Source organism: Streptomyces sp. MUSC 14, assembly GCF_001866675.1.
In the GTDB taxonomy this organism is placed as follows: Bacteria; Actinomycetota; Actinomycetes; order Streptomycetales; family Streptomycetaceae; genus Streptomyces.
The window spans coordinates 98395-123227 of sequence record NZ_MLYN01000017.1 but is presented as its reverse complement, the minus strand read 5'-3'; the positions used below and the strand labels follow the sequence as shown (position 1 = coordinate 123227).

Here is a 24833-nt window from a genome sequence, read left to right as displayed (position 1 = left end):
GGCTCCCGGTCCCGGTGAGGCGTCAGGAGGCCGGGTGGACCACCATCGCCGAGCCGCCGCCGCGCCGCTTCGGCTCGGCCACCGCCGTGACCTTGCCACGGGATCCGAACTCCAGCGCGGCGACCGCGCCGATCTCGGGTGACGGGGTGAAGGCCGCGGGGGCGAGCACGAAGTGTTCACCGAGGGCTTCGAGGGCGCGGCGTTCGGGGGAGTCGAGGAAGGCGGGCTCGGCCTCGGTCGCGGTGCTGTTGCGCTGCGAGATGCGCGGTGCGGCGACCGCTTCCGGCAGGCTCATGCCGAGGTCGAGGCGGTTGACGAGGGTCTGGAGGACGGTGGTGATGATGGTGGCGCCGCCGGGCGAGCCCACGGCGATCACGGGCCTGCCGTCGCGCAGCACGATCGTCGGCGACATGCTGCTGCGCGGCCGCTTGCCCGGGCCCGGCAGGTTCGGGTCCGGCACACCCGCCTGGACAGGTGTGAAGTCGAAGTCGGTCAACTCGTTGTTGAGCAGGAAGCCGCGGCCGGGAACGGTGATGGCCGAGCCGCCGGTCTGCTCGATCGTCAGCGTGTAGGAGACGACGTTGCCCCAGCGGTCGGAGGCCACCAGGTGGGTGGTCGACGGCCCCTCGTACGGCTCCAGGCTGCCCCTGCCCGGTGTCGTGCAGCCCGTCGGGTTGCGCGGGTCGCCCGGGGCGACGGGGCTGGTCAGCGACGTGGTGGGGCGGATCAGACAGGCGCGGTCCTTGGCGTACTCCTTCGACATCAGCTCCTTGGCCGGGACGTCGAAGAACGCCGGGTCGCCCACCCAGCGGTTGCGGTCCGCGAACGCGATCCGGCCGGCCTCCAGATAGTCGTGCAGCGCCTGCACCGTGTCGGCCGGCGACAGGTGGAGGGTCTCCAGGATGTTCAGCGCCTCGCCGACCGTGGTGCCGCCGGAGGAGGACGGTGCCATGGAGTAGACGTCCAGGCCGTGGTAGGTCGTGTGGGTCGGCTCCCGCAGGATCGCCCGGTAGGCGGCGAGGTCCGAGCGTTCCATCAGCCCCGGGCGCACGGTACGCGTGGAACCCTGGGCCACCGGCGGGTTCTGGACGGTGCGCACCACGTCACGCCCGATGCCGCCGAGGTACATCGCGGCCACTCCGGCCCGGGCCAGCTCCCGGTAGGTGCGGGCCAGGTCCGGGTTGCGGAACAGGGAACCGACGACGGGCAGTTGGCCGTTCGGCAGGAACAGCTGCGCGGTCGGGGTGAAGTCGCGGAAGCGGTCCTCGTTCATCTCGGTCTGGGCCCGGAACTGGTCGCTGACCACGAAGCCGTCGTCCGCGATCCGGGTCGCCGGGCGAAGGGCCTGGGCCAGCGAGAGGGTGCCCCAGGCGTCGAGGGCCCGCTGCCAGGTCGCGGGGGTGCCCGGAATGCCCACGGACAGGCCGGAGTTGACGGCCTCGTCGAACGGGATCGCCTTGCCGGTGGAGGGATCCACGAAGGAGTCGGAGCGCATGCGGGCCGGGCCGGTCTCCCGGCCGTCGATGGTGTGGATCGCGCCGGTGCGGGCGTCGTGGTAGACGAAGTAGCCGCCCCCTCCGACACCTGCCGAGTACGGCTCGACGACACCGAGTGCGGCGGCGGTGGCGACGGCCGCGTCGACGGCGTTGCCGCCACGCCGCAGCACGTCGATACCGACCTGCGTGGCGTACGCGTTGACGCTGGAGACGGCCCCTCCGCTGCCGACGGCGACGGCCTGCTTCGCGGGTGCCCCGGGACCGGGCGACGGCTCCCGCCGCGCGGTGGAGGACGAGGCGGCGGCAGTGTGGGGGAGCAGGGGGAGAGTGAACAGAGCCGCTGATGCGGCGGTCACCACGGTACGACGGGTCGTCACAGGTCCTCCGGATTCGCCCCTCCTGGGAGGGGGTCGATGACGGGGAGGTGGGGGGTGCGCGAAACCCTGGCAAACAGCTCCGGGCCGGGCAACCGTGTTGATCAAGGTTTGCGGAAGATCTGAGGTTTCCCGGGGTAAGGCGGTGTGGCGGAAGTGAAGGAGGAATGAGCGGAAGGGGATTGAAGACCCTGTTCGTCGAAGCTCAGGATCCCGCGGCTCCACCCGCGCCGGCGAGGTGGGCCATGCGAGGTGAGCGCCGACTGCGCCGGCCCGGTGAGGCGCCGCGGCATCCGTGCGGTCCCGGTATGGTCACGCGTCGAGGCCGGACGGGTCGAACGGCTCAGGCCGAGCCCCGGGCCAGTGCCGCCAGCGCTTCGAAGTCCCAGGTCAGTGCGCCCGAGCGGAGGTCGGCCGTGACCGCGTCGAGCCAGTCGAGCTCCGCGGTCAGGACGGCCCGGCGGTACTCGTCCTCCAGCATCGTGACCCGCGGCAGCGACAGTTCGCGCGCACCCTCGGCCGCCGATGCCAACTCGGCCAGCTGCGTCCGTACTTGGCCGGCGCGCGCGGACAGGTCGGCCTCGACCTCCTGGGGCAGCAGCATCATGGCGAAGGAGAGCGCGGCGGGGAACTCCGGGTACTCCGTCCGCGACGCGGCCAGCATCTCCCGCAGCCACTCGCGCGTCGTCGTACGGCCCGCGTCGGTCACCTCGTAGACCGTGCGTTCCGGGTACTGCTGATCGCGGCTGGTCTCGCGCACGGCGATCAGCCCCGCGTCGAGCAGCCGGTCGATGGTCCGGTACAGGCTCGCCCGCTGGCTGACGTTGACGACCTGGTCCTTCCCCCACTGCTTGATCAGCCGCTGGATGCCGTACGGGTGCAGCGGCTGCATGTGCAGGAGCGAGAGGACGGTGAGGCCGAGAGGGGAGCTGCGCATGTCTGGAGCCTACCTGAAGCGATCTCATCTGAACTAGTTGACGTGACACTAGTTTCACTGCAACTATCAATGCATGACGACAGCGACCCCGCTCAAGTCCGCCGAGCGCATCCACGCGGACCACGCCACCGTGAAGCACCTCGGACACTGGACCGAGGCCACCGAGTTCGACGTGCGCGCCCGCCGCGCCACCGTCGTCCTGGACCTCCGCTCCCCGCGGATCAGCTGGGACGAGCCGGTCGCCGTGCGGCTCGACCTCACCTCCGCCACCCTCACCCTGCTGCTGCCCGGCGCCGTGGCCGTGGACAGCTGGGACCTCGCCTTCTCGGGCCGCGGCCGGGTGAAGGACACGGAACCCGGCACCGGTCCGGTCCGGCTGCTGCTGACCGGAGCGGTCGGCGACGGCGAGCTCCGCATCCGCCGCGGCGGAACCGCCCAGCTCACCGCCATGTGCTCCCGGGCCTACCTGAACGACCTGCGCCGCGCCCACCGCGACGGCGACCTGCCCACCGTCGACGACCCCACCCGCGAGAGGACCCACTGACATGACCCGCACCCGCACCGCGATCGTCGTGGGCGGCGGCATCGCCGGCCCGGTCGCAGCCCTCGCGCTGCGCCGGGCCGGGATCGAGGCCACCGTGCACGAGTCCCACACCGGCACCGCCGACGGCATCGGCGGCGGCCTGGGCGTCGCCCCCAACGGCCGGGCCGCCCTCGGGCTGGTCGGACTCGACCGGATCGGCGCGCCGATGAACGCCATCGTGCTCCAGAACCACAAGGGCCGGGTGATCACCGAGATCCGTCAGCCCATGCAGTTCAGCTGGCGCACCGACCTGTACCGGCGGCTCTACGACCTCGCCCGGGAGCACGACGTCCAGGTCCACCACGGGCACCGACTGGTCGACGTCCGTGAGAGCGGCACCGGCATCCGGGCCGTCTTCGCCGACGGCACCACCAGCGAGGAGGCCGACATCCTGATCGGTGCGGACGGTCTGCGCTCCACCGTGCGCCGGCTGATCGATCCGGCGGCTCCCCCACCGCGCTACTCGGGACTCCTCGGCTTCGGCGCCCGCGTCGACGGCGCCGGACTGCCGCCCACCGGCGACCGCATGTACATGGCCTTCGGCCGGCGGGCCTTCTTCGGCTACCAGACCTTCGCCGACGGCACCGGCGTCTGGTTCGCCAACCTGCCACACCCCTACCTGACGTGGAAGGAGGTCGGGCAGACATCGAACGAGGAGTGGCTGCGCCGGCTGGGCGAGGCCTTCGCCCAGGACAGCGTGCCCGCCCTGGACCTGCTGCGGCGCACCCGGCCCGAGCAACTGATCACCACCGGTCCCATGGAGGACCTCCCGCACGTCCCGCAGTGGCATCGCGGCCGCATGGTGCTCGTGGGCGACTCCGCCCACGCCACCTCTCCCAGCTCCGGCCAGGGCGTCTCCCTCGCCGCCGAGAGCGCCGTCGAACTCGCCCGTGCGCTGCGGGACCTGCCCCACCCCGAGGCCTTCGCCGCCTACGAGGGCTGCCGCCGTGCCCGGGTCGAACGCGTCATCGCCCAGGCCGCCCGTACCAACAGCGGAAAGGCGGCCGGTCCCGTGGGCCGGGTGTTCCGGGACGCACTCCTGCCCCTGTTCGCCCGCCTCGCCACACCCGAGAAGTCGGCCTGGCAGTACGACCACCGGATCCGCTGGGACGACCCCGTCGCCGCGTGAGGACCGGACCGGTGAGCGCAGTGCCCCGGCAGGCTCAGGGGTGGATCTTCTTCCCCTCGGCCAGCATGGCGACGAATTTCTCGATGCGGGCGGCTCTGGTCTGCGGCTTCTTGGCGGCCTCGACCCGGTGCAGGATCGCGTACCGGTTGTGGCCGTCCAGGGTGGCGAAGAAGTCGCGGGCCGCCGGCACCGCGTCCAGGGCGGCCCGGAGGTCGTCGGGCACCGTCGCCCTGCTCTGCCCCGGATACGCCGCCTCCCACCGGCCGTCCGCCCTGGCCCGCTCCACCTCGCGCAGCCCGGCGGGCCGCATCCGGCCCTGCTCGATCAGAGCGGTCGCCCTGGCGCGGTTGGTCTGCGACCACCTGCTGCCCGGGCGCCGCGGGGTGAAGCGCTGGAGCCAGTGCCGCTCGTCCAGCCTCCGCTTCTGTCCGTCGATCCACCCGAAGCAGAGCGCCGACTCCAGCGCCGTCGCATAATCGACGCCGTCGATCCCCGATCCGCTCCTCGGAATCGTGAACCAGATGCCCGGCACGTCCGCGTGGTGCTCCTCCAGCCACCGCTCCCACCCCTCCTGCGTGGCGAAGAAGAGGACCGGATCCGCCGCTCTGTGTGATCCCTCAGACATGACCGCCATGAAAGGCCATGGCCGGGACCGGGTCAACGACCCGGCAGCTTGAGGAGCGCGGCCACGGTGGCGGCCACCAGCGCGGTGCCGAAGAGGGCGGTCATGACGTACCGGGAGCGGTCGGGCGGTGGCGAAGGGTGTCTGGCCCAACTCGCCCCACCGGCAGGTGGCTTCGCGTGACCCGGTCCGCCGTGCCACCGCCGCACCGATCCGCGGGCAGGCCGTGAGCAGCACGCCCGCGGCGTGCGCCGGGAGACGGGCCGATCGGCTCCCGCACGCAGGTCGGCGCGGGCCGGCAGGTACCAGACACAGCCGGAGGCGGTCACGGTCGTGGCGCCCAGGGCGAGAACGGCTTGGGGCATGACCTACCTCGCCGACCCGTCGAGTTCGAGTACGGCGATCTCCGGGTGACGCAGGTCGAACGCAGGCGACTCGGAGCGGATACGGGACAGCGGGACGAAGTTGTGGCGCGGGGGAGGGCAGGAGGTGGCCCACTCCGGGGAACGGCCGTAGCCCAGGGGCGTCGGTATCGACACGCTCGTGAAGCCGTCGGCGGCCAGGTAGTCGGCGTACCGGCGGGGCATGCCCTCGGCACCGAGCCAGTGCTGGACGAGGAAGGTGAGGTGGAAGCCGGCCGTCAGCGTCCAGAAGGTGATCTTCCCGAGGCGCCCGCCCTCGCGTCACGCCGCCTCGGTCTGCGCCAGCAGGTCCAGCGAGGGGACGAGGACCAGCACCCGGCCCGCCCGCAGTTCCTCCGCACCGCGCACCGCGACCAGCGTCTTGCCGGACCCGGTCGCCATGACGACCTGCGTCCTGAGCCCGCGCTCCGGCACCGTGGCCCCGGCCGGCACCTCCAGTGCACGCGGCACCGCGTCCACCGCCTCACGCTGGTGCGGACGAAGCGCCCGTACTGCCATCTCCCTGGGCCTGCTGTTCGAGGCGACTGCCGGCGCCACCGGATCCCCGGACACTCCATGGCGACGGGTGCCGTCCGATGCCAGGCAGCCTGATCCAACGGCCGTACCGGGCCGGGTGCGACACGGACGTTGCTGGAGTGCCGCGCTGGTCTTCCTGGGGGTGGCGGCAGGCCGTCGGGCGATGGCGAGTCGGTGGACGGCGACCTCGCAGACGTCTTCCTGCACGGCGTCCTGTCCCGGCCGACCGGCATCCGGGAGGCGGAGCATGCCTACCGGTGCGGGTCACCGAGGGCTGACGCCGACTTCACGTCCGTCGGGAATCCGGTCGGTCAGCACCTGGCCTTCGACGGGATCCTTGGCCGGCTCCGCGCCGTCGGCGTGCCCTGCGGCGACGATCCCGGCGAGCCCGACGACGGCCGTACCTGCCGACCCGGCTACGGCGCCGGCGGCTTGAGCAGGGCCAGCAGGGCGCCCTGTGGGTCGCGGACCACGCTCATCCGGCCGGCGGGCGTGTCGAACGGTGCGGTGCGGACGGTGCCGTCCCGCTTGACCAGGGCGTCCACCGTCGAGTCGACGTCGTCGACGGCGAAGCAGGTCAGCCAATGTGCCGGAGTGTGCGGCGGGTCGCCGTCGAGCAGCGTGACGCTGGCGACGGTCCGCCCACCGGCCTGGAGGTCCCAGCGTGACACGGTCCCCGGCGCCCGTTCGATGCCGATGCCGAACACCTCCTGGTAGAAGCGCGTGGCGCCGCGGACATCGCCGGTGTGCAGTTCGCTCCGGACGAGCGCACCGGGCTCGTCGACCACCTGCGCGCCCGAGAACTCGCCGGGCTGCCAGACCCCGAACACCGCGCCCTGCGGGTCACGGGCGAGCAGCATCCGTCCGAGCGCGCCGCCGTCCATCACCGGGATGAGCAGGGTGCCGCCGGCGGCGGTGATCGCGTCCTGGGTGGCCTCGGCGTCGGCGGTGGCCAGGTAGCTGATCCACAGGGCGGGCCGAGCCGATGTCCCCTCAGCGACCGAGACCGGGGGAGGGGCCGGGGCGATACCGGCCACGGCCTTGCCGCCCAGCTCGCAGACCGCGTATCCGCCGGACTCGGCCAGCCCGGCCTGCCCCTGCCAGCCGAACAGGTCGCGGTAGAAGTCCAGCGCGGCCAACTGGTCGTTCGTCATCAGATCGACCCAGCACGGGGCCCCGCTCGCGTAGGCAATGGTGACTTCCGGCATGTGCCACTTCCCACTCTTTCTGCCGGGGTGCCCGGTCGGACACCCGTACGTCGGACCGCGACCCGCCGTCTGACACACCGCCCGCGGCCGGAGGTCCGCTGCTGATGTCCGGCCGTGGAACAGTCGCGCGAAATGACTTCCCGTCCGATGGCAGGGCTACGTCGCCCGTTCGCGGCATCGATGCGTGCGGGGCGTTGACGCGCCGCTGCGTCGAGCGGTCCGGGCCGCTCCGGCTCAATCTTGTGTCATGCGCATCTTTGCTGAGTGGGCATCTTTGCGTAGCACACAGATTTTGCTGTCGTCGTTCCATGGGGTTGCGAGAGCGGAAGAAGGCCGAGACGCGTGCCGCGCTCAGTTGGGCGGCGCTGAGGCTGACCGTCGAGCGCGGGCTCGACAACGTCAGGGTCGAGGACATCGCGGAGGCCGCCGGAGTCTCGCCTCGCACGTTCAACAACTACTCCTCCGGCAAGGGCGAGGCAATCGTCGCCCGCCACCTCGACCGGTGTCTGCGCGTGGCGGACGTGCTGCGCGAAGACCCGGAGGGACCGCTGTGGGACGCGATCACCCGCGCGGTGCTGACACAGTTCGCGCCCGACACGGCTGCCGCCGCACACCCGGTCGCCGACGCCGCGCAGTGGGTGGCGGGCGTGCGCATGATGCTCGCGGAACCGGCGCTGCGAGGCGAGATGCTGCGGGCCGGGGCCGTCGCCGAAGCCGAGATCGCGGCAGCCGTCGCCGACCGGACCGGCACCGATCCGAAGCGGGATCTGTACCCGCACCTCGTCGCGTCCGCGGTCATGGCCGCGACGAACACCGCCATGGCCCACCATCTCCGCACCGATCCGCCGCCCCCCTCGGGCCGCTGCTCGCGGATGCTCTCGCACAGCTCACGGCGGGCCTGCCCACCCCCTGACGAGCCACTGCGGACGCACAGCCCGGCAGGCGCCCGGGCCGATGTCCCCTGCCCGTAAAGGAACTTGTCCATGATCGACGTCGTTGTCGCGGGCGCCGGGCCGAACGGCCTGATGCTGGCCTGTGAGCTGGCCCTGGCCGGTGCACGCCCGCTGGTCCTGGAACGCCGCACCGAACCGACCGGCGAGCACCGCGCGAACGGCCTCGTCGGCCAGGTGGTCCGCATGCTGGACCGACGCGGCCTCTACGAACGGCTGACCACACCAGGAGCCCCCCCCGACCGGTGCCCGGTTTCGTCTTCGGGGCGTTCCCGCTCGACCGGGGCGATCTGCCGAACCACCCGCTCTGCACGTTGGCGGTGCCCCAGCACCGGATCGAGCGGATGCTCGCCGAGCGCGCGGCCGAACTGGGCGTCGAGGTGCGTCTCGGCCATGAGGTCACCGGCCTCACCCAGCGCGAGAAGTCGGTGATCGTCGAGCTGGGCGGGCGGGAGCCGGTGGAGGCGGCCTTCCTGGTCGGCGCCGACGGCGGACACAGCCTGGTCCGCAAGCTCGCCGGGATCGAGTTCCCCGGGGTGACCGTGGGCGACTCGGTGTCGCGCAGCGGGCATGTGAGCGTGCCCCCCGGGGTCGGTCGGGACCGACGGCAGCCTGTCCGTCCCGGGGTTCGGGGACATACCGCCGTTCCGGCATCTGCGCACGGAACGCGGCCTGGTCAGCTGGACGCCGTTCCCGGGCGGCGATCCGTTGATCAGCGCCACGGAGTGGGATCAGCCGGCCGGGGGCGACGCCTCGCTCGACGACCTTCGGGCCAGTGTCTCCCGGGTCCTCGGTGTGAACGTCCCCCTCGCCCCGCCGACCGGACCGGGACCGCACCTGATGCGACGGCTGGCCGGCGCCAACACCCGGATCGCGAGCCGATACCGTGCGGGCCGCTGGTTCCTCCTCGGGGACGCCGCACACGTGCACGCGGCGATCGGCGGCCCGGGGCTGAACCTGAGCCTCCAGGACGCGGTGAACCTCGGCTGGAAGCTGGCCGCGGAACTGCGCGGCCGCGCACCGCAGGGGCTGCTGGAGACCTACGAGTCGGAACGGCTCCCGGCCGCGCAGCGGGTCGCCATGCACACCCGGGCCCAGTCGCTCCTGACGTGCCCGGGCGGCGAAGTCAGCGCCCTGCGCGAACTGTTCGGCGAACTGCTCGCCCAGCCCGAGACGCGGCGGCACATCGTGGAGCTGATGTCCGGCGCGGACATCACGTACGACATGGGACCGGCGACCGGCCTACTCGTCGGCCGCTGGGCACCGGACCTCCCGGGGCTGCGCGAACTCACCCGCACCGGCCGCCCCCTCCCCCTGGACCCCACCGGCACCCTCGTCGCGGGCCGCTGGGCGCCGCACCTCGACACGGCGACCCTCCCGCACCTCGAAACGGCCATGCTGCTCCGCCCCGACTGCTACGTCGCCTGGCAGGGGGGCCACGGGCGACGGTCTGCACGAAGCGCTGGAGACGTGGTTCGAACCGCCGCTCACGGAATCCACCCGCACCGCTCGGATAACATGATCGAACTCGCGAGCGAAGGTGACCTCTTCGCTCGCCGCTCGTCGGAAAGCCATGCCGCCCGGCACGACGAGTGACCAATTGATCGACAACTCACGCATCGGCCAGATAATTGATATCCAGAACATCACGAGTGCTTTCGCGAATAGACAGCAGAATAAGGTTCGTTGACCGGCGCCGCGCACGGGGGATGTTGTGGGCCGTGGCGGGCGCGGTGGCCCTCGGGTTCCTCGTCGCGCTGGAGGCGGCCGCTCGTCATTACGGTCTCCCCGGGCCCATCACCAGTCAGGCGGAAGAGGTGATATTCCCGCCGAAATCAGGATTTCTGCTGTACGCAAGTCTGGCGTTGACGATGGTGGTGCTCACCTGGCGGCAGCGGTTCATCGCACTCGGTGTCGCGGTCGGCATCGACATCGCGCTCCTCGTGGTGCGGTGGGCGGCCGACATCAGGATCACTGACGGACATCCCTTCGGAAACGGGGCATTGTGGGTGATTCTGGGGCATGCGATCATCGCCGTCACACGCCGTACGGGGCGCGAACGTGTCCTGTTGCTGAAGGGCGTCGGCCTGGGACTGCTGCTGGTGGCCGGTCGTAAGACCGGTGACGCCTGGCTGCTCGTCACCTCGAAGACCCGCCCGGCGGTGTTCGACCAGTACGCGGCGACCGCCGATCACGCGCTGGGCAACCCGTCATGGGTGGCGGGCCGGATCGTCCGGGCCACCGGCCCGATCGGTGGCCACGTGCTCGACTACGTCTACATCCAGCTCGCGGTGGCCGCGGTCGTCGTCGCGATGTACCAGCTGCGGAACGTGGCGGCCGAGCGCCGATTCCCGCGCCATCACCTCGTGCGGACCTTTCTGGTCATCGGTCTCCTCGGGCCGGCCGTCTACATGATCTTCCCGGTGGTCGGGCCGGTCTTCGCCTACGGCGCAGAGGGCGGAAACTGGGCGGTGGCCAACCTGTGGCCCGACACACCGCCGCCGATCAACGCCCCGCACTCGATACCGTTCGACGAGATCACCCCGCGCAACTGCATGCCCAGCCTGCACACGGCCTGGGCCACCACGATTTTCGTGCATTCCCGCAAGGGCCCGCGAATTCTGCGCTACGCGGGCACCTTCTGGCTGGTTGCCACACTCGGTGCAACGCTGGGATTCGGCTACCACTACGGCGTGGATCTCGTCGCCGGCGTGGTGTTCGCGCTCACGGTCGAGGCGGCTCTGCGCGCTTTCGCACGGGGCTGGGACCGGACGGGGGCGCGACTCGTCGCCTACGGGGCGACCGTCTTCGCCGCGCTCCTGGCGTCGTATCGCTATCTGCCCATGACGATGGCCGAGCACCCGTGGGTGTTCGGACCGCTGCTCATCGCGGCGATGGGTTCCGTGATCGTCGGCTACCTGCGGACCACCAGAGTGTGGGAGCCGCAGGCCGCACCGGTACGGAAGCCGGAACCACAACCCGAACCGGTCTGAGATCGGGCGGCGCCGACGGCGACGAACACGCTCCGGTCGTCCCGTTCGGCGATCCGGCCGGGGTCGCTGCCTCCGCCGAGGTGGCAGTCGACCAGCAGGACCGTGGCGAAGGGCGCCCAGGCGACGGGGAAGGGCAGGAACCAGCCGCCGAAGGGTCCGGCGCCGCCGGCTGCACCCCCTGGCGCGCGACGCCACACCCCGGGTGGCAGGATCGGAGGGTGTCCGTCATGAGCAAGCTGCAGATCAAGCCTGGTCAGAGCGTCGTCGTGCTGGGCAAGCCCGACGACGTCCAACTGGAGATCGAGTCCGCGGACGACGCGGCCTCGGCCGATGCCGTGCTCGCCTTCGTGACCACCGCCGGTGACCTTCCCGGCGCGGGTGCACAGGCCGCGCTCGCCGCCGCCCGGCGCGACGCCCTCGCCTGGGTGGCGTACCCGAAGGGGGGCAGGCTCGGAACGGACCTGAACCGCGACACCCTGGCCGCCGCGCTGTCCGAGCAAGGCGTGCGCCCGGTGCGACAGATCGCCATCGACGACACCTGGTCGGCGCTCCGGTTCCGGCCGGGCCTGCCGTAGGCGGCCACCGCGCCTCCGGCGCGCCCCGTACACTGACTGCCCGTGTCAGCCAACGGGGAGAGTGTTGCAGCAGTGAACCATCAGGACCGCGCCAACTGGATGCTGAGCGAGACCCCCATCTACGCCCGCCTCGTCGAGGAGTTGGGTGACGTCCCCACGGAGGTCAACCGCGTGAGCATACAGATCCACCGAGAGGCCGACCGGGCCGTCGACTTCAGCGCCCTGCGCGGCTGGGCGGCGTGAGCGACGGCCGGCTGCCGCGCACGGGGTCAACTTGTCGTTCGTCGTCCGCTTGAGGCCGTCGGCCCCAGCCGACAACACGGTGAAGTCGTCACCGACGTACGGGAGTTGACCATCGGCGGCGAGTCGGTGAGGGCGGGGGAGCGGTCGTGACCGAACGGCCCGGGTCCGTGACCCCTTCCGCCGGGACGTCCCGCGGGCGCAGGCCGCCGATCAGGCCGCCGATCAGAACGGCGATGCCCAGCCATACCGAGGGCCCCGGAGTGCCGCGGCCCGTGACGGCGCCGACGGCGGCTGCCGCGAGCGGTGCGATGCCGGTGAGCAGCCCGGCTCGCCCGGACCCGGCGGCGCGTACCGTCGAGTACCACAGGACGAAGGCGACCGCCGTCACCAGCAACGCCAGATATCCGACCGCCGCCCACTGGAGCCCGGTCAACTCGCCGATCGCCGACGGCCCTTCGCACATCGTGCCGAGGGCGGCCAGCATCACGGCGGCCAGCCATATCGCGTGCACGGACACACCCCACGGCGAATGCCGGCGGAGCACCGGCACGGCGCACAGCGTGAACGCGGCCTCGCAGCCCAGGGCCAGCATCGCCCAGGCCACGCCGACGGCATCAGTACGGCCGGTTCCTTCGACCAGCACCGCGCCGGCCATGACGACGGGCGCCGCCCACAGGACCTGCCGGCTCGGCCTGCGCCGTTCCAGGAACGGGCCGGCCACGCCGAGGACCACCGGTACACATGCGACCGCGACGGCGATCACCGCGGGTTCCGCATGGGCGACGCCCCGGACCACGGCCACGTTGAACAGGACCAGCCCGGTGACGGCGATCCCGGTCAGCCACAGCCACTCGCGGCCGCGCGGCCAGAGCAGAGGCGCACCGGTGAGCCGGGCCATGACCAGGAGAGTCGCGGTCGCGGCCGTGTACCGGACGGCCTGGGCGGTGAACAGCGGGGCGCCGAGGAGTGTGTGCGAGACGGTCACGCTGCTGCCGACCAGCGCCATTCCCACCATGCCCGGCAAGAGCAGGGTGAGCGAAACGGAAGGTGTGTTCATGGCCTCCAGGCTGCCGCCACAATGGACGTCATGAGCAGGTCCACAGCGTCGTCGGTACAGGGGTCCAAAAGCGCACACCCGGCCACGAGGGCAGGGGCGGAGGCGCCGGCGGACACCACAGCTGCCGCCGACGCGGGTGTCGGCTCGGACTTCCTCCAGCTGGACATCGGCCAGGCGCCGCCCGGTGGGCGTACGGCCTGGCTGGCCGACCGGCTGCGGTCGGCCATCGCCGACGGCAGGCTGCCCGTCGGCGCACGGCTGCCCGCCAGCCGCGTGCTCGCCGAGGAACTGCGCGTCACCCGCGGCGTGGTCACAGAGGCGTACCGGCGGCTCGCCGAGTCGGGACAGATCGCCGGTCGCGGCCGGCTGGGCACAGTGGTCGTCGCGGCGCCTGCCCCACCCCGCGCCCGCGCCACGGCCATGCCCCGCACCCAAGACCACGCCCGCGCCGCAGCCCCGTCCGGGCCGGGGGCCGCGCTCTTCGGCTCCGGTGACCGCGAGGGCGTCGTCGACGCGCTGCGCGCCCTGCCCAGCCGTATCGACCTCTCCCCGGGCGTGCCCGACCTCGCCGCGTTCCCCCGAACGAGCTGGCTGCGCGCCGAACGCGCCGTCCTCGCAGGTGTCACCCCGGCCGACTTCGGCTACGGCGACCCCCGCGGCGCCCCCGCGCTCCGCACGGCCGTCGTCGGTTGGCTGGCTCGCAACCGGGGCATCCGCGCCGACCCGGACGAGGTCGTGGTGGTCGCGGGCGTGGCACAGGCGCTCGGTCTGCTCGGGCGGATTCTCGCGGCGGACGGAATCCGCCGCATCGCCGTCGAGGATCCCGGTTCGCTCGGCGCGCGCCAGCAGTTGGAGTACGGCGGCCACGAGATCGTGCCCGTTCCCGTGGACGCGGCCGGCCTCGATGTCGGCGCGCTGCGTGCCAGCGGCGCGAGGGCGGTGCTGCTGACCCCGGCCCACCAGTTCCCCACCGGTGTCGTACTCGACGGCGAACGCCGCCGCGAACTGCTGAACTGGGCGGCCGACGGCGGCACGGTCGTCGAGGACGACTACGACGCCGAACACCGCTACGACCGGCCGCCGGTGCCGGCGCTGCGCGCACTGATGCCCGAAGGCGTGTGTTACGCGGGCAGTGTGTCCAAACTGCTCGCCCCCGCGCTCCGCGTGGGCTGGCTGCTCGTACCGCAGAACCGGCTGGACGCGGTCGTGACGGCCAAACGGTACGCCGACCTCGGCAACGGCATCCTGACCCAGCTCGTCCTGGCCCGGCTGATGGACTCGGGTGAGCTGGAACGGCACCTGCGCCACGTCCGGCAACGCCACCGGCGGCGCCGGGACGCGATGCTGCGGGCGATCGAGAAGCACCTGCCCGGCGCCCATGTCCACGGTGCGGCCGCCGGCCTGCATCTGACGGTCACCTTCGGCGGTCCTCCGGGCGGGGCCCGCGGTGACGGCTTTCGTGACACGGATCTCGCGGCGGCAGCTCTCGCCGAGGGCGTGAAGGCGCACCCACTGTCCTGGCACCGCATCACCCCCGGTCCACCGGGCCTGGTCCTCGGCTACGCGGCGGGCCCCGCGCACGAGCTCGACGAGGGCATCGCCGTCATCGGCTCCGCGCTGAGAGGCCTGCTCGCCTGAGCCGGGCGCACGCGCCGGGGGTGCCTGTCGACGCGGGTATCGATGTGTCCCCCGCCACGAGGCCCGCACGGTCACGGCGGGCGCGGCGGACGTCGCTGGGTGCGCTGCCGGTGTGCCGGGTGAGTACGGTCGTGGACTCGACGCCGTCACGCAGCTCGTCGGCACCCGCTCCCTGCCGGCCGGGCCAGAGAGCAGCCGGAGGCGGCTGTCGTGCGGGGTGGTGCCGGTGGGGGGGGCGGCCCTGCGCCGGCCTCCTCGGGGCGCAGGCGAAAGCGCCGGGTGCGCAGGGAGTTCGCAGTTCGGCGTGGCGGTCCATGACTCCGGCGCGACGCATTGCGGGGGGACCGGTGCGCCCGCGCGCTCGGCCGTCGCGGACGGCGTGAACGATCAGGCGACTGCGCCGGTCGCACCATCCTGCAACTGTTCGGCAGGTCCGTCCGCTCCGGGATCGGCCTGTGGTGCAGTACTTTTGCGGGAGTCCGGACAGATCGCCGTGCCGCCCCCTCGACTGACGAACGCCGCGATCGAAGCGATGTGATGACCGCTCGCGCGCCACGAACTGTGAGCAACTGCCCCTGAACACAGCGGAGTCCACGGCCCTTCATGCTGACTGGTTCCTCGGGGACGCGGAGGCACTGTGAACGAGACCGAAGTACTGATCATCGGTGGCGGGCCGGTCGGACTGGCGCTCGCCCTGGACCTGCGCTCCCGGGGTGTGTCCTGCCTGGTCCTCGAAACCACCGACGGCCGGGTGCGCCACCCCAGAGTCGGCACCGTCGGCCCCCGGTCCATGGAGCTGATGCGCCGCTGGGGCCTGGCGGAGCGGATTCGCAAGACCGGCTGGCCCGGTGACCACTCGCTCGACATCGCCTGGGTGACGGCGGTCGGCGGGCACGAGATCCATCGGCTCGGCTTCGGTACCACCGACACCCGTCCGGCCCTGCCCTACACCCCGGAGCCCGAGCAGGTCTGCCCGCAGCACTGGCTGCTCCCGCTCCTCGCCGAAGCCGTGGGACCCGAGGTGCTGCGGCGCGAGTGCCGACTGGAGTCCTTCGTCCAGGACGACCATCAGGTCCTGGCCACCGTGACCGGCCTGGCGGACGGCAGCCGCCTCGACATCGCGGCCCGCTACCTCGTCGGCTGTGACGGCGCCGCCTCCCGTGTGCGCAACGCCCTGCGGATCGCGGCACCGCCGCGGCGCCCGACGCGGGTCTTCCGCAACATACTCTTCCGGGCTCCCCGCCTCCGTGAGCAACTCGGCCCGGGCGGCGCCCTGGTGTACTTCCTGACCCAGCCCCCGGATCTGCGCTATCCGCTGCGGGCGATGAACGGCAGGGACCTGTACCGGCTGACCGTCGGCCACCGCACCTCGGCCGACCCCATCAGGGCCATCCGGTCGGCGATCGCCCTGAAGACGCCCATCGAGGTGCTCTCCGACAACGTCTGGCACCTGACCCACCGGGTCGCCGAGCGCTACCGCCACGGCCGGGTGCTGCTGGCCGGGGACGCCGCCCACACGCTGTCGCCCTCCGGCGGCTTCGGGATGAACACCGGCATCGCGGACGCGGCCGACCTCGGCTGGAAGCTGGCCGCCGAACTCGCCGGCTGGGCAGGTCCCGCACTGCTCGACTCCTACGAGCAGGAGCGGCGCCCCGTGGCAGAAATCAGTCTGGCCGAGGCCGACGGCAACCTCCGCCGCACCCTCGACCGCCGCCTGCCCACGGAGATCCTGCTCGACACCGCCCAGGGCGCCACGGCGCGGACGCGGCTCGCCCGGGCCATCGAACACAGCGGTGTGCGGCGTGAGTTCGAGGCCCCGGACATGCACTTCGGCTACCGCTACGCCTCCCCGTTGATCGTCCCGGACGGCCGCACCGCGCACGACTGGTGCGCCGACCTCGTGGCCGGCGGCCGGGCCCCGCACGTCCGGCTGGGGTACGGCGCATCCAGCCTGGACCTGTTCGGTGACGGCTTCCACCTGGTCGCCTCCGATCCCCGTGCCGACCTGCCCGCACTCGACGGACTGGCCCGCGCCTTCGACGCTCGCCGGGTCCCGTTCGCGCTGACCCGGGCCCCGCTCTACGCCAGTCCGTACGCCCTGATCCGGCCCGACGGCCATGTCGCCTGGCACGGCACCGAGTTGCCGGCCGACCCCGGTGCCCTGGTGGACACCGTGCGCGGCGAGCGGCGATGACGTCCGGCCCGGCCGGCAGCGCCTGCTTGAGCGGACGCGGCGGCCCTGGCGCCCTCGGGAGGCCTGCCAGGGGCGCGCCGCCCGCCCGAATACCCGGAACGTAGTCGCACGTCGCACGCTCTGCACGGGCTGCCGCGCCGCACGACCGCCACGCGCCGAGCGGGCCCGTCCGCCATGTCCCCACGCCGATCCGCCGTGCCCCCAGTCCGGTCCGCCACGCACCGAACCGACCGATCACCGGCAGGAGTTGTCACCATGCGTGTCCTCGTCACCGTCACCGGATCGTCCTCCCATGTGAATGCCGTGCTGCCTCTGGTCTCGGCGCTCGCGGCAGCACGCCACCAGGTGCTCGTCGCCGCCCCGGCCCAGCTGCTCGGGCCGTTCGACAGCCTGCCGGTGCAGCGGGAACCGCTGCTGACCGATCCGCACACCACCTTCTCGCCGCAGGCCGAAGGACCGCCCGAGCGCCGCGCGTTCGACCTGTTCGCCGGGTCCCACCTCGTCGACAGCTACCGCGCGCTGCTGCCCGTGGCCCGCGCGTTCGCGCCCGACCTGGTCATGCGGGACGGCGGCGAGTTCACCGGATACCTGGTGGCCGAGACACTCGGGCTGCCTCACCTGGCCGCGCCCTCGGGAGCGGCCAACCACCTGAACCCCGCGGCGCTGCAACCGCAGCTCAACCAGCGGCGCACCACGCTCGGACTGCCGGCCGAGGACGACCCGGACGCCATCCACCGGCACGGCCGGCTGGACTGCATGCCCCCGGAGTTCTCCTTCGCCCGCCATCCGGCCGCCAGGTCCTACCGCTACCGACAACCCACCGAGATCGATCCCGGCGCCGTACTGCCGCCGTGGGTGGCCGAACTCCCCGCCGACCGGCCACTGGTGGTCGCCGCGATCGGGACCGTACTGCCCGGCGTCCCGCACGACGTGCTGGACGTGCCGGCCCTGCTCCACGCCATCGTCGCCGGGCTGGCCGAGCTCGACTGCCAGGCGGTGGTGGCGACCGGCGGCATTCCCGTGGAGCGCGAGCGGGCCGCGGGCCATGTGCACCTGGTGGACCGCGTACCGCAGCCGATGCTGCTGCGCTGCGCCCAACTCCTCGTCACCCACGGCGGATACAACAGCATCAGGGAGGCGGTCGGGGCCGCGGTGCCGATGGCCGTGCTGCCCGGCTTCGGTGACCAGCCCGCCAACGCCGACCGGGTGGAGGAACTCGGTCTGGGCCGCCGTATCCCCTCGCCGGACGAGGTGGCCGCAGTGTGCCGCCAGGTGCTGGACGACCCGAAGGTGGCCGCACGCTCCCGGCACGCCCAGCGGCGGATGCTCTGCCTCCCACCGGTCCAGGCGACGGTGAGTGACCTGGAGAAGATCGCGAGCGGGGGAGCGTGAGATGGCACAGGACGAATGCGACGTCGTGATCGTCGGCGCCGGACCGACGGGCCTGGCCCTCGCGGTCGGACTGCGTCTGTACGGGGTGCGCGTACGGCTGCTGGAGAAGCAGGACAGCGGCAAACGCGAGGCCCGCGCCGGCATCGTCTGGCACCGGGCCATGGAAGTGCTGGCCGACCTCGGCTGCGCCGAACGGTTCGTCGAGGAAGGAGTGGCGCTCGACTCGACCGAGCTGTTCGTCCAGGGGCGGACGGTCGGAGTCCTCGACCTGACCGCGAGCGGCACCCGCTGGCCCAACCCCCTCTCGATCGAACAGGACGCGGTGGAGCGGCTGCTGGCGGAACGGCTCAGAGAGGTGGGCGGCGCGATCGAGTGGTCGACCGAGGCGACGGCGGTCCGGGTGGCCGAGGACGCGGCCGAGGTCGAGGTCCGCCACGCGGACGGCCCGCCGCAGACGCTGCGCTGCGCCTGGGTGGTCGGCTGCGAGGGCTCGCACAGCCTGGTGCGCAAGGCGGCCGGCCTGCCGTTCGACGGCGGCCCGCGGCGCCACCTGCAGGTCGCGCAGATCAACGCGAAGGTGGACTGGCGGCTGCCGTACCACGGCGACCGCACCTACCTCCTGCTGGACAAGGACCTGTCGCTCGGCTGCGCACCCCGCCCCGGAGGCGGCTACCGCTGCTTCGCCTTCACCCGCGAACCGGACTCGACACCGCTCACCCCGGTGACCGTCGAGGAGATGCGACAGCTCCTGATGCGCGCTTCACACGATTCCGGCGTATGGCTCACACCGACACTGCCGGAGTGGACCAACCGGGCCCGGTTCCAGGACCGGTTCGCCCGCTCGCTGCGCTCCGGACGGGCCCTGCTGGCCGGGGACAGCGCGCACCTGTGGGCGCCGATCGGCGGACGCGGACTGAACACCGGCCTGCGTGGTGCGCACAACCTGGCCTGGAAACTGGCCAGTGTGGTACGCGGCTGGGCGCCGCCCGAGCTGCTGGACACCTACTCCACCGAGCAACGGCGAACCGCCCTGCGGGTGATGCGCCGTACCCGGCGTGACGTGCTGGAATCCCCCGGTACACGGCGGGTCCTGCTGATGATGCGCCTGGTCGGCCGGCACGTACTGGGCACCCGGTGGGCGGCCGACCGCATCCGTGGCCGGCTCGCCGACCTGGACCTGGACCACCGGGGAAGCCCGCTCTCGGCGCACGGAGGCGGTGACCGGATGCCCGACCAGCAGGTCTGGGCGGACGGCCGCCGGCAGAGCCTGCACGCACTGCTCGCCTACCAGCACTGGACCCTGCTCTCGGTCGGCGAACGCCCACCGCCCGCCCCGGCACTGGCCTCCTGCCCCCTGCCGGTCACCGTCCGCGCGGTGTCCCCGACGCACGCCTCACGTCACCTACCCGACCATTGCCTGGTACTTGTCCGTCCCGACCTGCACATCGCCCTGCAGACCCGACGTCCCGAAGAGGTGACGGCCTACCTGGAGCGATGGTGCACCCGCACCGGGGCCGCGCCCGGACAGTGACCGACCGGGGCATCGAGACCGGGGTGCGCTGAGGGGCACCGAGGAGCCGTTCACGCGCCGGCGCCGCCCTGCGGGTTCCACGCGAGGGCACCGGGCTGCGGGGTCAGTTCCACGGGGGTGGGCCTGTTCGACGCGGTCGCGCTTGGTGTACATGTCCCCGTAGTGCTCGGCGAGCAGGTCCCGGTGGACGACGGGGAACTCGACGCCGTCGATGCCCGGAACCGCGCCGCTCTCGCCGGCGGCCGCCGCCTCGGCGGCCGCGCTGTTCAGGATCAGGGCGGCGACGGTGAGCGTGCCGGCGTGGACGCCGGTGCCGACGAGTTCGCCGTTCAGGGAGTACAGCCAGTTCCGGGCGGCGGACATGGCCGGGCCCGAGCCGCTGAGCTGGGGCATGGGCTGCGCGGCCGTGCAACCGGTGGTCATCGGGAAGGCGCCGTCGCCGCGCTCGGTCATCTCCGGCAGCACGGCGCGGGCCACCTCCACCGGGGCGCGGAGCAGCAGACGCGAGAACTTCTCCAGGGGGGCGGCGTCCAGCCGGCGGGCCGGGGCGAAGGACGTGTCGCCACCGATCGGGGCGTACTCGACGACGTCGGTCCGGCCGAAGCGCTCCCGGACCGCGCCCACCAGGGCGGGCACCCCGGCGGGGTCGGACAGGTCGGCGGGGAAGACGGCGGCCTCGATGCCCTCGCCCCCCAGCCGGGCGGCCAGGGCGTCGGGCCGGTCCCTGCGGCGGGCCACCAGCGCGACACGGAAACCCTCGTGGCCGAAGCGGCGGGCGACGGACACCCCCAGCCCGCTGCCGGCACCGAAGACGGCCATCACTTTCGGCATGAGGCTTGTCCGCATTCTGTTGTGCGTCGGCGCGCGAGCTGCACGCCGCGGCGGCCGAGCTGTTCCAGGAGCGAGGCCTCCAGGCCCCGCTGAAGGAGATCGCCCGCCGGACGGGTGTCAGCCACGGCACCCTCTGCAACCTCTTCGGCAGCCGCGAGGCCCTCACAGATGAAGTGGTCACAGACCTGGCCGCGGACCGCCTCGACAAGGTCGCCCAGCGACCCCGCGATCAGCGACGTGGTCACCGGCCGCTCCCCGGACGCCGAACGCCTGATGGCCGTCTGCGCGCGCTCCCACGACGCCGCCGAGCGCGTCATCGAGCGAGCCCGGCACGCCGGTGCCCTGCGCCCGGACTTCACCGGCGAGGACCTGCTGTTCATCTTCGCCACCAACGCCCGGCTGGCCCAGGCCGCCAAGGACACCGCCCCCCGATGCCCGGCGCCGCAGTGTCGCCTTCATGCTCGACGGCCTGCGGTCCGAGGCCGCCCACCCGCTCCCGGCCGCCCCGCTGACCGCGCAGCAGCTCTACGAGATCACGGGCAACCTCAGCGGCACGCGGTAACCCGAGTCCGCAGCCCCTGCACCGCCCCGCCGCCGCCCGCCGCGGCGAGGGCGAACGTGAACCAACCCCCTGACCACAGGCCTGTCCGCACGCCCACCTAATATCGTTTCGCCTTCTTCGACGGACGCTGACGCCTGCCCGGCCGTGCCCGCCGTCCAAGGCGCAACGCCCAACGTCCAGTGCTCAACGCCCAAGACGACACAACGACTTCACCGCACGACGATGGAGTCGTGCATCGAGGAGGAACGGTCATGCAGGCTCGGAGGATCGGCGCGGCCGCCGCGACAGCAGTGGCGCTCCTGGCTGCCCGCGACCTTGTCCAGAAGAGGCATGCGCTGCTCCGGAACTTCCCGGTGATCGGGCACGCCCGGTACCTGTTGGAGACGATCGGGCCGGAACTGCGGCAGTACATCGTGACCTCCAACGAGGAGGAGCGGCCGTTCAGTCGTGACCAGCGTTCCTGGATCTACGCGTCGGCGAAGGAGGAGAACAACTACTTCGGGTTCGGCACCGACGTCGACGTCGAGCATGTGCAGGGGCACGCCTACCTCAAGCAGCGCACGTTCGCCGGCGCTCTGCCCGACGTGCACGACCCGCAGGCGCCACTGCCCTCGGCGAAGGTGCTGGGCGGGCCGCGCGGGCGCGCCAAGGCGTTCCGGCCGGCGAGCGTGGTGAACATCTCGGCGATGAGCTTCGGGTCGCTCTCCGGCGCGGCCATCACGGCCCTCAACAAGGGGGCGGCGCTGGCGGGCACGATGCACAACACGGGCGAGGGCGGCCTGTCGCCGTACCACCGCAACGGCGGCGACCTCGTCCTGCAGATCGGTACGGCGTACTTCGGCTGCCGCAACGAGGACGGCAGCTTCAACCTCGACAAGCTCAAGGACGTGGTCGCCGGTGCCCCGGTCAGGGCGATAGAGATCAAGCTCTCGCAGGGCGCCAAGCCGGGGCTGGGCGGGATGCTGCCGGGCGCGAAGGTGACCCCGGAGATCGCCAGGATCCGCGGTATCCTGGTCGGCAAGGACTGCGCCTCCCCGTCGCGGCACACCGCGTTCACCGACGTCGACTCGATGCTCGACTTCGTCGAACTGATCGCCACCGAGACCGGTTTGCCGGTCGGGGTCAAGAGCGCGGTCGGAGAGATGGGCTTCTGGCAGCAACTGGCCACGCTGATGGCGCGCGGCGACCGTGGTGTCGACTTCGTGACCGTCGACGGCGGCGAGGGCGGCACCGGGGCGGCACCGCTGATCTTCACCGACTCGGTGTCGCTGCCCTTCCGGATGGGCTTCTCCCGGGTCTACGGCGCCTTCGCCGAGCTGGGTCTGACCGACGACCTGACGTTCATAGGCTCCGGCAAGCTCGGCCTGCCCGAGAACGCCGCGGTCGCCTTCGCTCTGGGTGCCGACATGGTCAACGTCGCCCGTGAGGCGATGCTGTCCATCGGCTGCATCCAGTCGCAGAAGTGCCACACCGACAAGTGCCCCACCGGCATCGCCACCCAGAACCAGTGGCTGGCCCGCGGCCTCGACCCGGCCTCGAAGGCCACCCGGGCCGCTGTCTACCTGCGCACCCTGCGCAAGGAGCTGACCAAGGTCTCGTCGGCCGTCGGCGTCGCCCACCCGGCACTCATCACCGCCGACGACATCGAGATCATGAACGGCGACTACGAGGCCCGCACCCTGGCCGGCGTCTACGGCTACAAGGACGGCTGGGGCGAGCTCGGCCCGCACCTCGCCGAGGAGATCACGGCCATGCTCACGCGATGAGGAACTCGATGCGGCCGCGGTGACGGCCGGTGCACCGGCGAAGCCTGCCGAAGTCTTCGCCGGTGCCGAGGCCGGCTACCGGTCGGCCGGAGTGATCCGGCGGCCTGTGAGGTGTGTGGGCCGGATCGACACCCACATCTCGCGCCCGCCGCCCGCCCAGGGTCTGGTGTGGGCCCGCTCGGTGAGCCGGCGTACGGCCTCGGGCTCCGTCACCACACTCGCGGCGCCGACCGCGAGCACGCTCCATCCCTGGCTCAGCGCCTCGTCCACGTGGTCGACCTCGAAGGCGACCTCCTTGCCCGCGGCGGCCGCCGGCGAGGAACCGGGCGCGGTCCGGAAGGCGATGGCGTCGTCCACGACCTCGTAATTGACCGGGACGACGGCCGGGCGGCCGTCGGATGCCGACACCGCGACGCGACCCACGCCGTGTGTGGAGAGCAGTTCGCGGCACTCGTCCGGGCTGAGATCCCGCAGCTGTGGGTGGAGCAGCGCGTGACCCTGCCCCGGTGGGAGATCCGTGCCTGGGGGTCCGGTAGGAACGGACCAGAGAACCGGTGTTGCTGTCAGAAATTTTGACAGCGTGTGATTTCAGTTGTTGGGCCCGAGCGCGTTGACGCGGCTCTCGTACTCGCGGCGGGCCTTGCGCTGGGCCGGGATCGCCGCGGTGCCGTCGAGGGGCTGGCAGCGGTCGAGGAGTTGGCGGTGGACCGCGGGCACGGCGGTGATGCGCAGGGTGTAGCCCTGACCGCGTCGTACGGTCACACTCTGGTCGAGCGTGACGCGCTCGACGGGCTCCAGCTCGGCGGAGCGGAGGAAGTCGGCCCCGGAGTCCTAGCTCGGACGTCAGCCGCAAAGTAGCCGGTGATCACGTGCTTGCCGCCGCGGCGGCCTGCTCGTCGTGCTCGCGGAGCATCCGCATGACGGTGGCGGGTGAGGGGTGCTGTCCTTTCTTCGTGCCAGTGGTGATGACGAGTCGCTTGGCGATGTCGCGCAGGCTCATCTCCTGGGCGCGAAGGTGCACGGCCATGGACACCATGGAGTCGTCGATGACGCCGGCGCCGCCGATGGTCTTGCCGCGCTTGCGGGCGGACTCGTGGCCTTCGAGGGTGCGGTCGCGGATGTACTCGCGCTCCATCCCGGACATGGCGGCCAGCACGGTAAACACAATGCTGGAGGGGTCGTGCGAGCCCTTCAGCTCCCCGGTGAGGAACTCCAGGCCGACGTCGCTGGCCTTCAGCTCCTCGGCGAGCATCGCCAGTTCGATGCCGCGGCCGAGCCGCTTGTGCTCGTGGACGACGAGGGTGACAGCGACGCCGGAGGAGCGGATCTCCGCGGCGAGCTTCACCGAGGCCTCCAACTCGGGGCGCCGGGTGGCGCGGGTGGAGATCTTCTCCGAGAAGACCCGGGTCACCCCGGCCTCAACAAGGGAGTCGAGCTGTGCGTCGAGGGACTGCCGGGCGGTCGAAGCACGGGCGTACCCGATGCGGACGTGGCCGACCGGTGCCGTGCCGGTGCTCACGGGCCTGGGCAACTCGGTCCACACCGAGCCGGGCTTGCGCACCGCCGGGGTCGGGACGCTCAAGACCTTGGCCAGCTGGGGCACGAGGCGGAAGCGGGCGGTGTGGTACTGGATGGCCACCTTGCCCTTGCCGGTCCGGCACGGGGAGCCGGCGGGGGCGGCGCAGGTGGACATCGGGCAATCGTGCGATTCCACACGCTTGAAGTCGTCGTCGCTCACGCCCCGACTGTTTCATGAGAGTGTTTCAGACGTCCAACCGTTTGCAACAACTCATGAAACATGATCTCCGCAGGTG

Annotated in this window: 20 protein-coding genes and 6 pseudogenes; 15 read left to right on the top strand and 11 right to left on the bottom strand. The window is 72.2% G+C overall.

Annotated features, from left to right (window positions below; all coding sequences use genetic code 11):
* Positions 1–22: 22 nt before the first annotated feature.
* Together ggt and BIV25_RS09820 are read right to left on the bottom strand one after the other, a co-directional pair.
* Positions 23–1873 carry a gamma-glutamyltransferase gene (gene ggt / locus BIV25_RS09825; RefSeq protein ID WP_107486047.1) on the bottom strand — a complete coding sequence of 617 codons (1851 nt, stop codon included), beginning with the start codon at positions 1871–1873 and terminating at the stop codon, positions 23–25.
* A gap of 340 nt (positions 1874–2213) precedes the next feature.
* Positions 2214–2807, bottom strand: coding sequence for a PadR family transcriptional regulator (locus tag BIV25_RS09820; protein ID WP_071371816.1), 594 nt, complete (start codon positions 2805–2807; stop codon positions 2214–2216).
* Between the two features lie 73 nt (positions 2808–2880).
* On the opposite strand from BIV25_RS09820, the gene BIV25_RS09815 reads away from it, so the two are divergent.
* Entirely contained in the window at positions 2881–3351 is a 471-nt protein-coding gene (locus BIV25_RS09815; RefSeq protein WP_071371815.1) for a hypothetical protein, read from the top strand.
* Between the two features lies 1 nt (position 3352).
* On the top strand, positions 3353–4519 hold the full coding sequence (locus tag BIV25_RS09810; protein WP_071371814.1) for an NAD(P)/FAD-dependent oxidoreductase: 1167 nt from the start codon (positions 3353–3355) through the stop codon (positions 4517–4519).
* Between the two features lie 34 nt (positions 4520–4553).
* Here BIV25_RS09810 and BIV25_RS09805 read toward each other — a convergent pair whose 3' ends face one another.
* The 4 genes and pseudogenes from BIV25_RS09805 to BIV25_RS09790 form a co-directional block, all read right to left on the bottom strand.
* Positions 4554–5144, bottom strand: a complete 591-nt coding sequence (locus BIV25_RS09805; protein ID WP_071371939.1) for a YdeI family protein — start codon at positions 5142–5144, stop codon at positions 4554–4556.
* 32 nt (positions 5145–5176) lie between these two features.
* Positions 5177–5506, bottom strand: coding sequence for a hypothetical protein (locus BIV25_RS46665; protein ID WP_079176534.1), 330 nt, complete (start codon positions 5504–5506; stop codon positions 5177–5179).
* Between the two features lie 3 nt (positions 5507–5509).
* Positions 5510–6061, bottom strand: a pseudogene (locus tag BIV25_RS54275) (DEAD/DEAH box helicase family protein).
* A 434-nt stretch (positions 6062–6495) separates the two neighbouring features.
* A complete protein-coding gene (locus BIV25_RS09790; protein WP_071371811.1) occupies positions 6496–7287 on the bottom strand; it encodes a VOC family protein in 792 nt (263 codons plus the stop codon).
* A gap of 308 nt (positions 7288–7595) precedes the next feature.
* Here BIV25_RS09790 and BIV25_RS09785 point away from each other — a divergent pair, with 308 nt between their 5' ends.
* From BIV25_RS09785 to BIV25_RS50895, 7 genes and pseudogenes are all read left to right on the top strand, one after another.
* Complete coding sequence (locus BIV25_RS09785) at positions 7596–8258, top strand: TetR/AcrR family transcriptional regulator (protein WP_256255702.1); 663 nt, start codon at positions 7596–7598, stop codon at positions 8256–8258.
* Between the two features lie 12 nt (positions 8259–8270).
* A pseudogene (locus BIV25_RS52535) lies at positions 8271–8423 on the top strand (FAD-dependent oxidoreductase); the annotation flags it as partial.
* Between the two features lie 158 nt (positions 8424–8581).
* A pseudogene (locus BIV25_RS50305) lies at positions 8582–8716 on the top strand (NAD(P)/FAD-dependent oxidoreductase); the annotation flags it as partial.
* A gap of 229 nt (positions 8717–8945) precedes the next feature.
* Positions 8946–9833 carry an FAD-dependent monooxygenase gene (locus tag BIV25_RS54055; RefSeq protein WP_305729317.1) on the top strand — a complete coding sequence of 296 codons (888 nt, stop codon included), beginning with the start codon at positions 8946–8948 and terminating at the stop codon, positions 9831–9833.
* 113 nt (positions 9834–9946) lie between these two features.
* The gene (locus BIV25_RS09775) at positions 9947–11230 is read left to right on the top strand and encodes a phosphatase PAP2 family protein (protein WP_071371810.1); all 1284 of its coding nucleotides are present in this window, start codon (positions 9947–9949) and stop codon (positions 11228–11230) included.
* A gap of 227 nt (positions 11231–11457) precedes the next feature.
* Complete coding sequence (locus BIV25_RS09770; protein ID WP_071371809.1) at positions 11458–11805, top strand: hypothetical protein; 348 nt, start codon at positions 11458–11460, stop codon at positions 11803–11805.
* Positions 11806–11877: 72 nt separating this feature from the next.
* Complete coding sequence (locus tag BIV25_RS50895; RefSeq protein ID WP_177235211.1) at positions 11878–12048, top strand: hypothetical protein; 171 nt, start codon at positions 11878–11880, stop codon at positions 12046–12048.
* Between the two features lie 88 nt (positions 12049–12136).
* Here BIV25_RS50895 and BIV25_RS09765 read toward each other — a convergent pair whose 3' ends face one another.
* Entirely contained in the window at positions 12137–13105 is a 969-nt protein-coding gene (locus BIV25_RS09765; protein WP_071371808.1) for a DMT family transporter, read from the bottom strand.
* 21 nt (positions 13106–13126) lie between these two features.
* Here BIV25_RS09765 and BIV25_RS09760 point away from each other — a divergent pair, with 21 nt between their 5' ends.
* From BIV25_RS09760 to BIV25_RS52525, 4 genes are all read left to right on the top strand, one after another.
* Positions 13127–14743, top strand: a complete 1617-nt coding sequence (locus BIV25_RS09760; RefSeq protein WP_071371807.1) for a PLP-dependent aminotransferase family protein — start codon at positions 13127–13129, stop codon at positions 14741–14743.
* Between the two features lie 637 nt (positions 14744–15380).
* Positions 15381–16937: an FAD-dependent monooxygenase gene (locus BIV25_RS09755; RefSeq protein ID WP_071371806.1), complete on the top strand. Its 1557-nt coding sequence runs from the start codon at positions 15381–15383 to the stop codon at positions 16935–16937.
* A 255-nt stretch (positions 16938–17192) separates the two neighbouring features.
* On the top strand, positions 17193–18329 hold the full coding sequence (locus tag BIV25_RS09750; protein ID WP_071371805.1) for a glycosyltransferase: 1137 nt from the start codon (positions 17193–17195) through the stop codon (positions 18327–18329).
* A gap of 1 nt (position 18330) precedes the next feature.
* Positions 18331–19860, top strand: a complete 1530-nt coding sequence (locus tag BIV25_RS52525) for an FAD-dependent monooxygenase (RefSeq protein WP_071371804.1) — start codon at positions 18331–18333, stop codon at positions 19858–19860.
* Between the two features lie 360 nt (positions 19861–20220).
* Here the strand turns inward: BIV25_RS52525 and BIV25_RS54270 are convergent.
* Positions 20221–20679 (bottom strand): annotated as a pseudogene (locus tag BIV25_RS54270) (SDR family NAD(P)-dependent oxidoreductase); the annotation flags it as partial.
* Positions 20680–20696: 17 nt separating this feature from the next.
* On the opposite strand from BIV25_RS54270, the pseudogene BIV25_RS52520 reads away from it, so the two are divergent.
* Together BIV25_RS52520 and BIV25_RS09735 are read left to right on the top strand one after the other, a co-directional pair.
* A pseudogene (locus BIV25_RS52520) lies at positions 20697–20807 on the top strand (TetR/AcrR family transcriptional regulator); the annotation flags it as partial.
* A 697-nt stretch (positions 20808–21504) separates the two neighbouring features.
* Positions 21505–23019, top strand: a complete 1515-nt coding sequence (locus BIV25_RS09735) for an FMN-binding glutamate synthase family protein (RefSeq protein ID WP_071371802.1) — start codon at positions 21505–21507, stop codon at positions 23017–23019.
* Between the two features lie 75 nt (positions 23020–23094).
* Here BIV25_RS09735 and BIV25_RS09730 read toward each other — a convergent pair.
* The 3 genes and pseudogenes from BIV25_RS09730 to BIV25_RS09725 form a co-directional block, all read right to left on the bottom strand.
* Positions 23095–23541 (bottom strand): annotated as a pseudogene (locus BIV25_RS09730) (pyridoxamine 5'-phosphate oxidase family protein); the annotation flags it as partial.
* A 66-nt stretch (positions 23542–23607) separates the two neighbouring features.
* Complete coding sequence (locus BIV25_RS46645; protein WP_256255700.1) at positions 23608–23781, bottom strand: hypothetical protein; 174 nt, start codon at positions 23779–23781, stop codon at positions 23608–23610.
* 103 nt (positions 23782–23884) lie between these two features.
* Positions 23885–24757: a recombinase family protein gene (locus BIV25_RS09725; RefSeq protein WP_256255699.1), complete on the bottom strand. Its 873-nt coding sequence runs from the start codon at positions 24755–24757 to the stop codon at positions 23885–23887.
* Between the last annotated feature and the right edge of the window lie 76 nt (positions 24758–24833).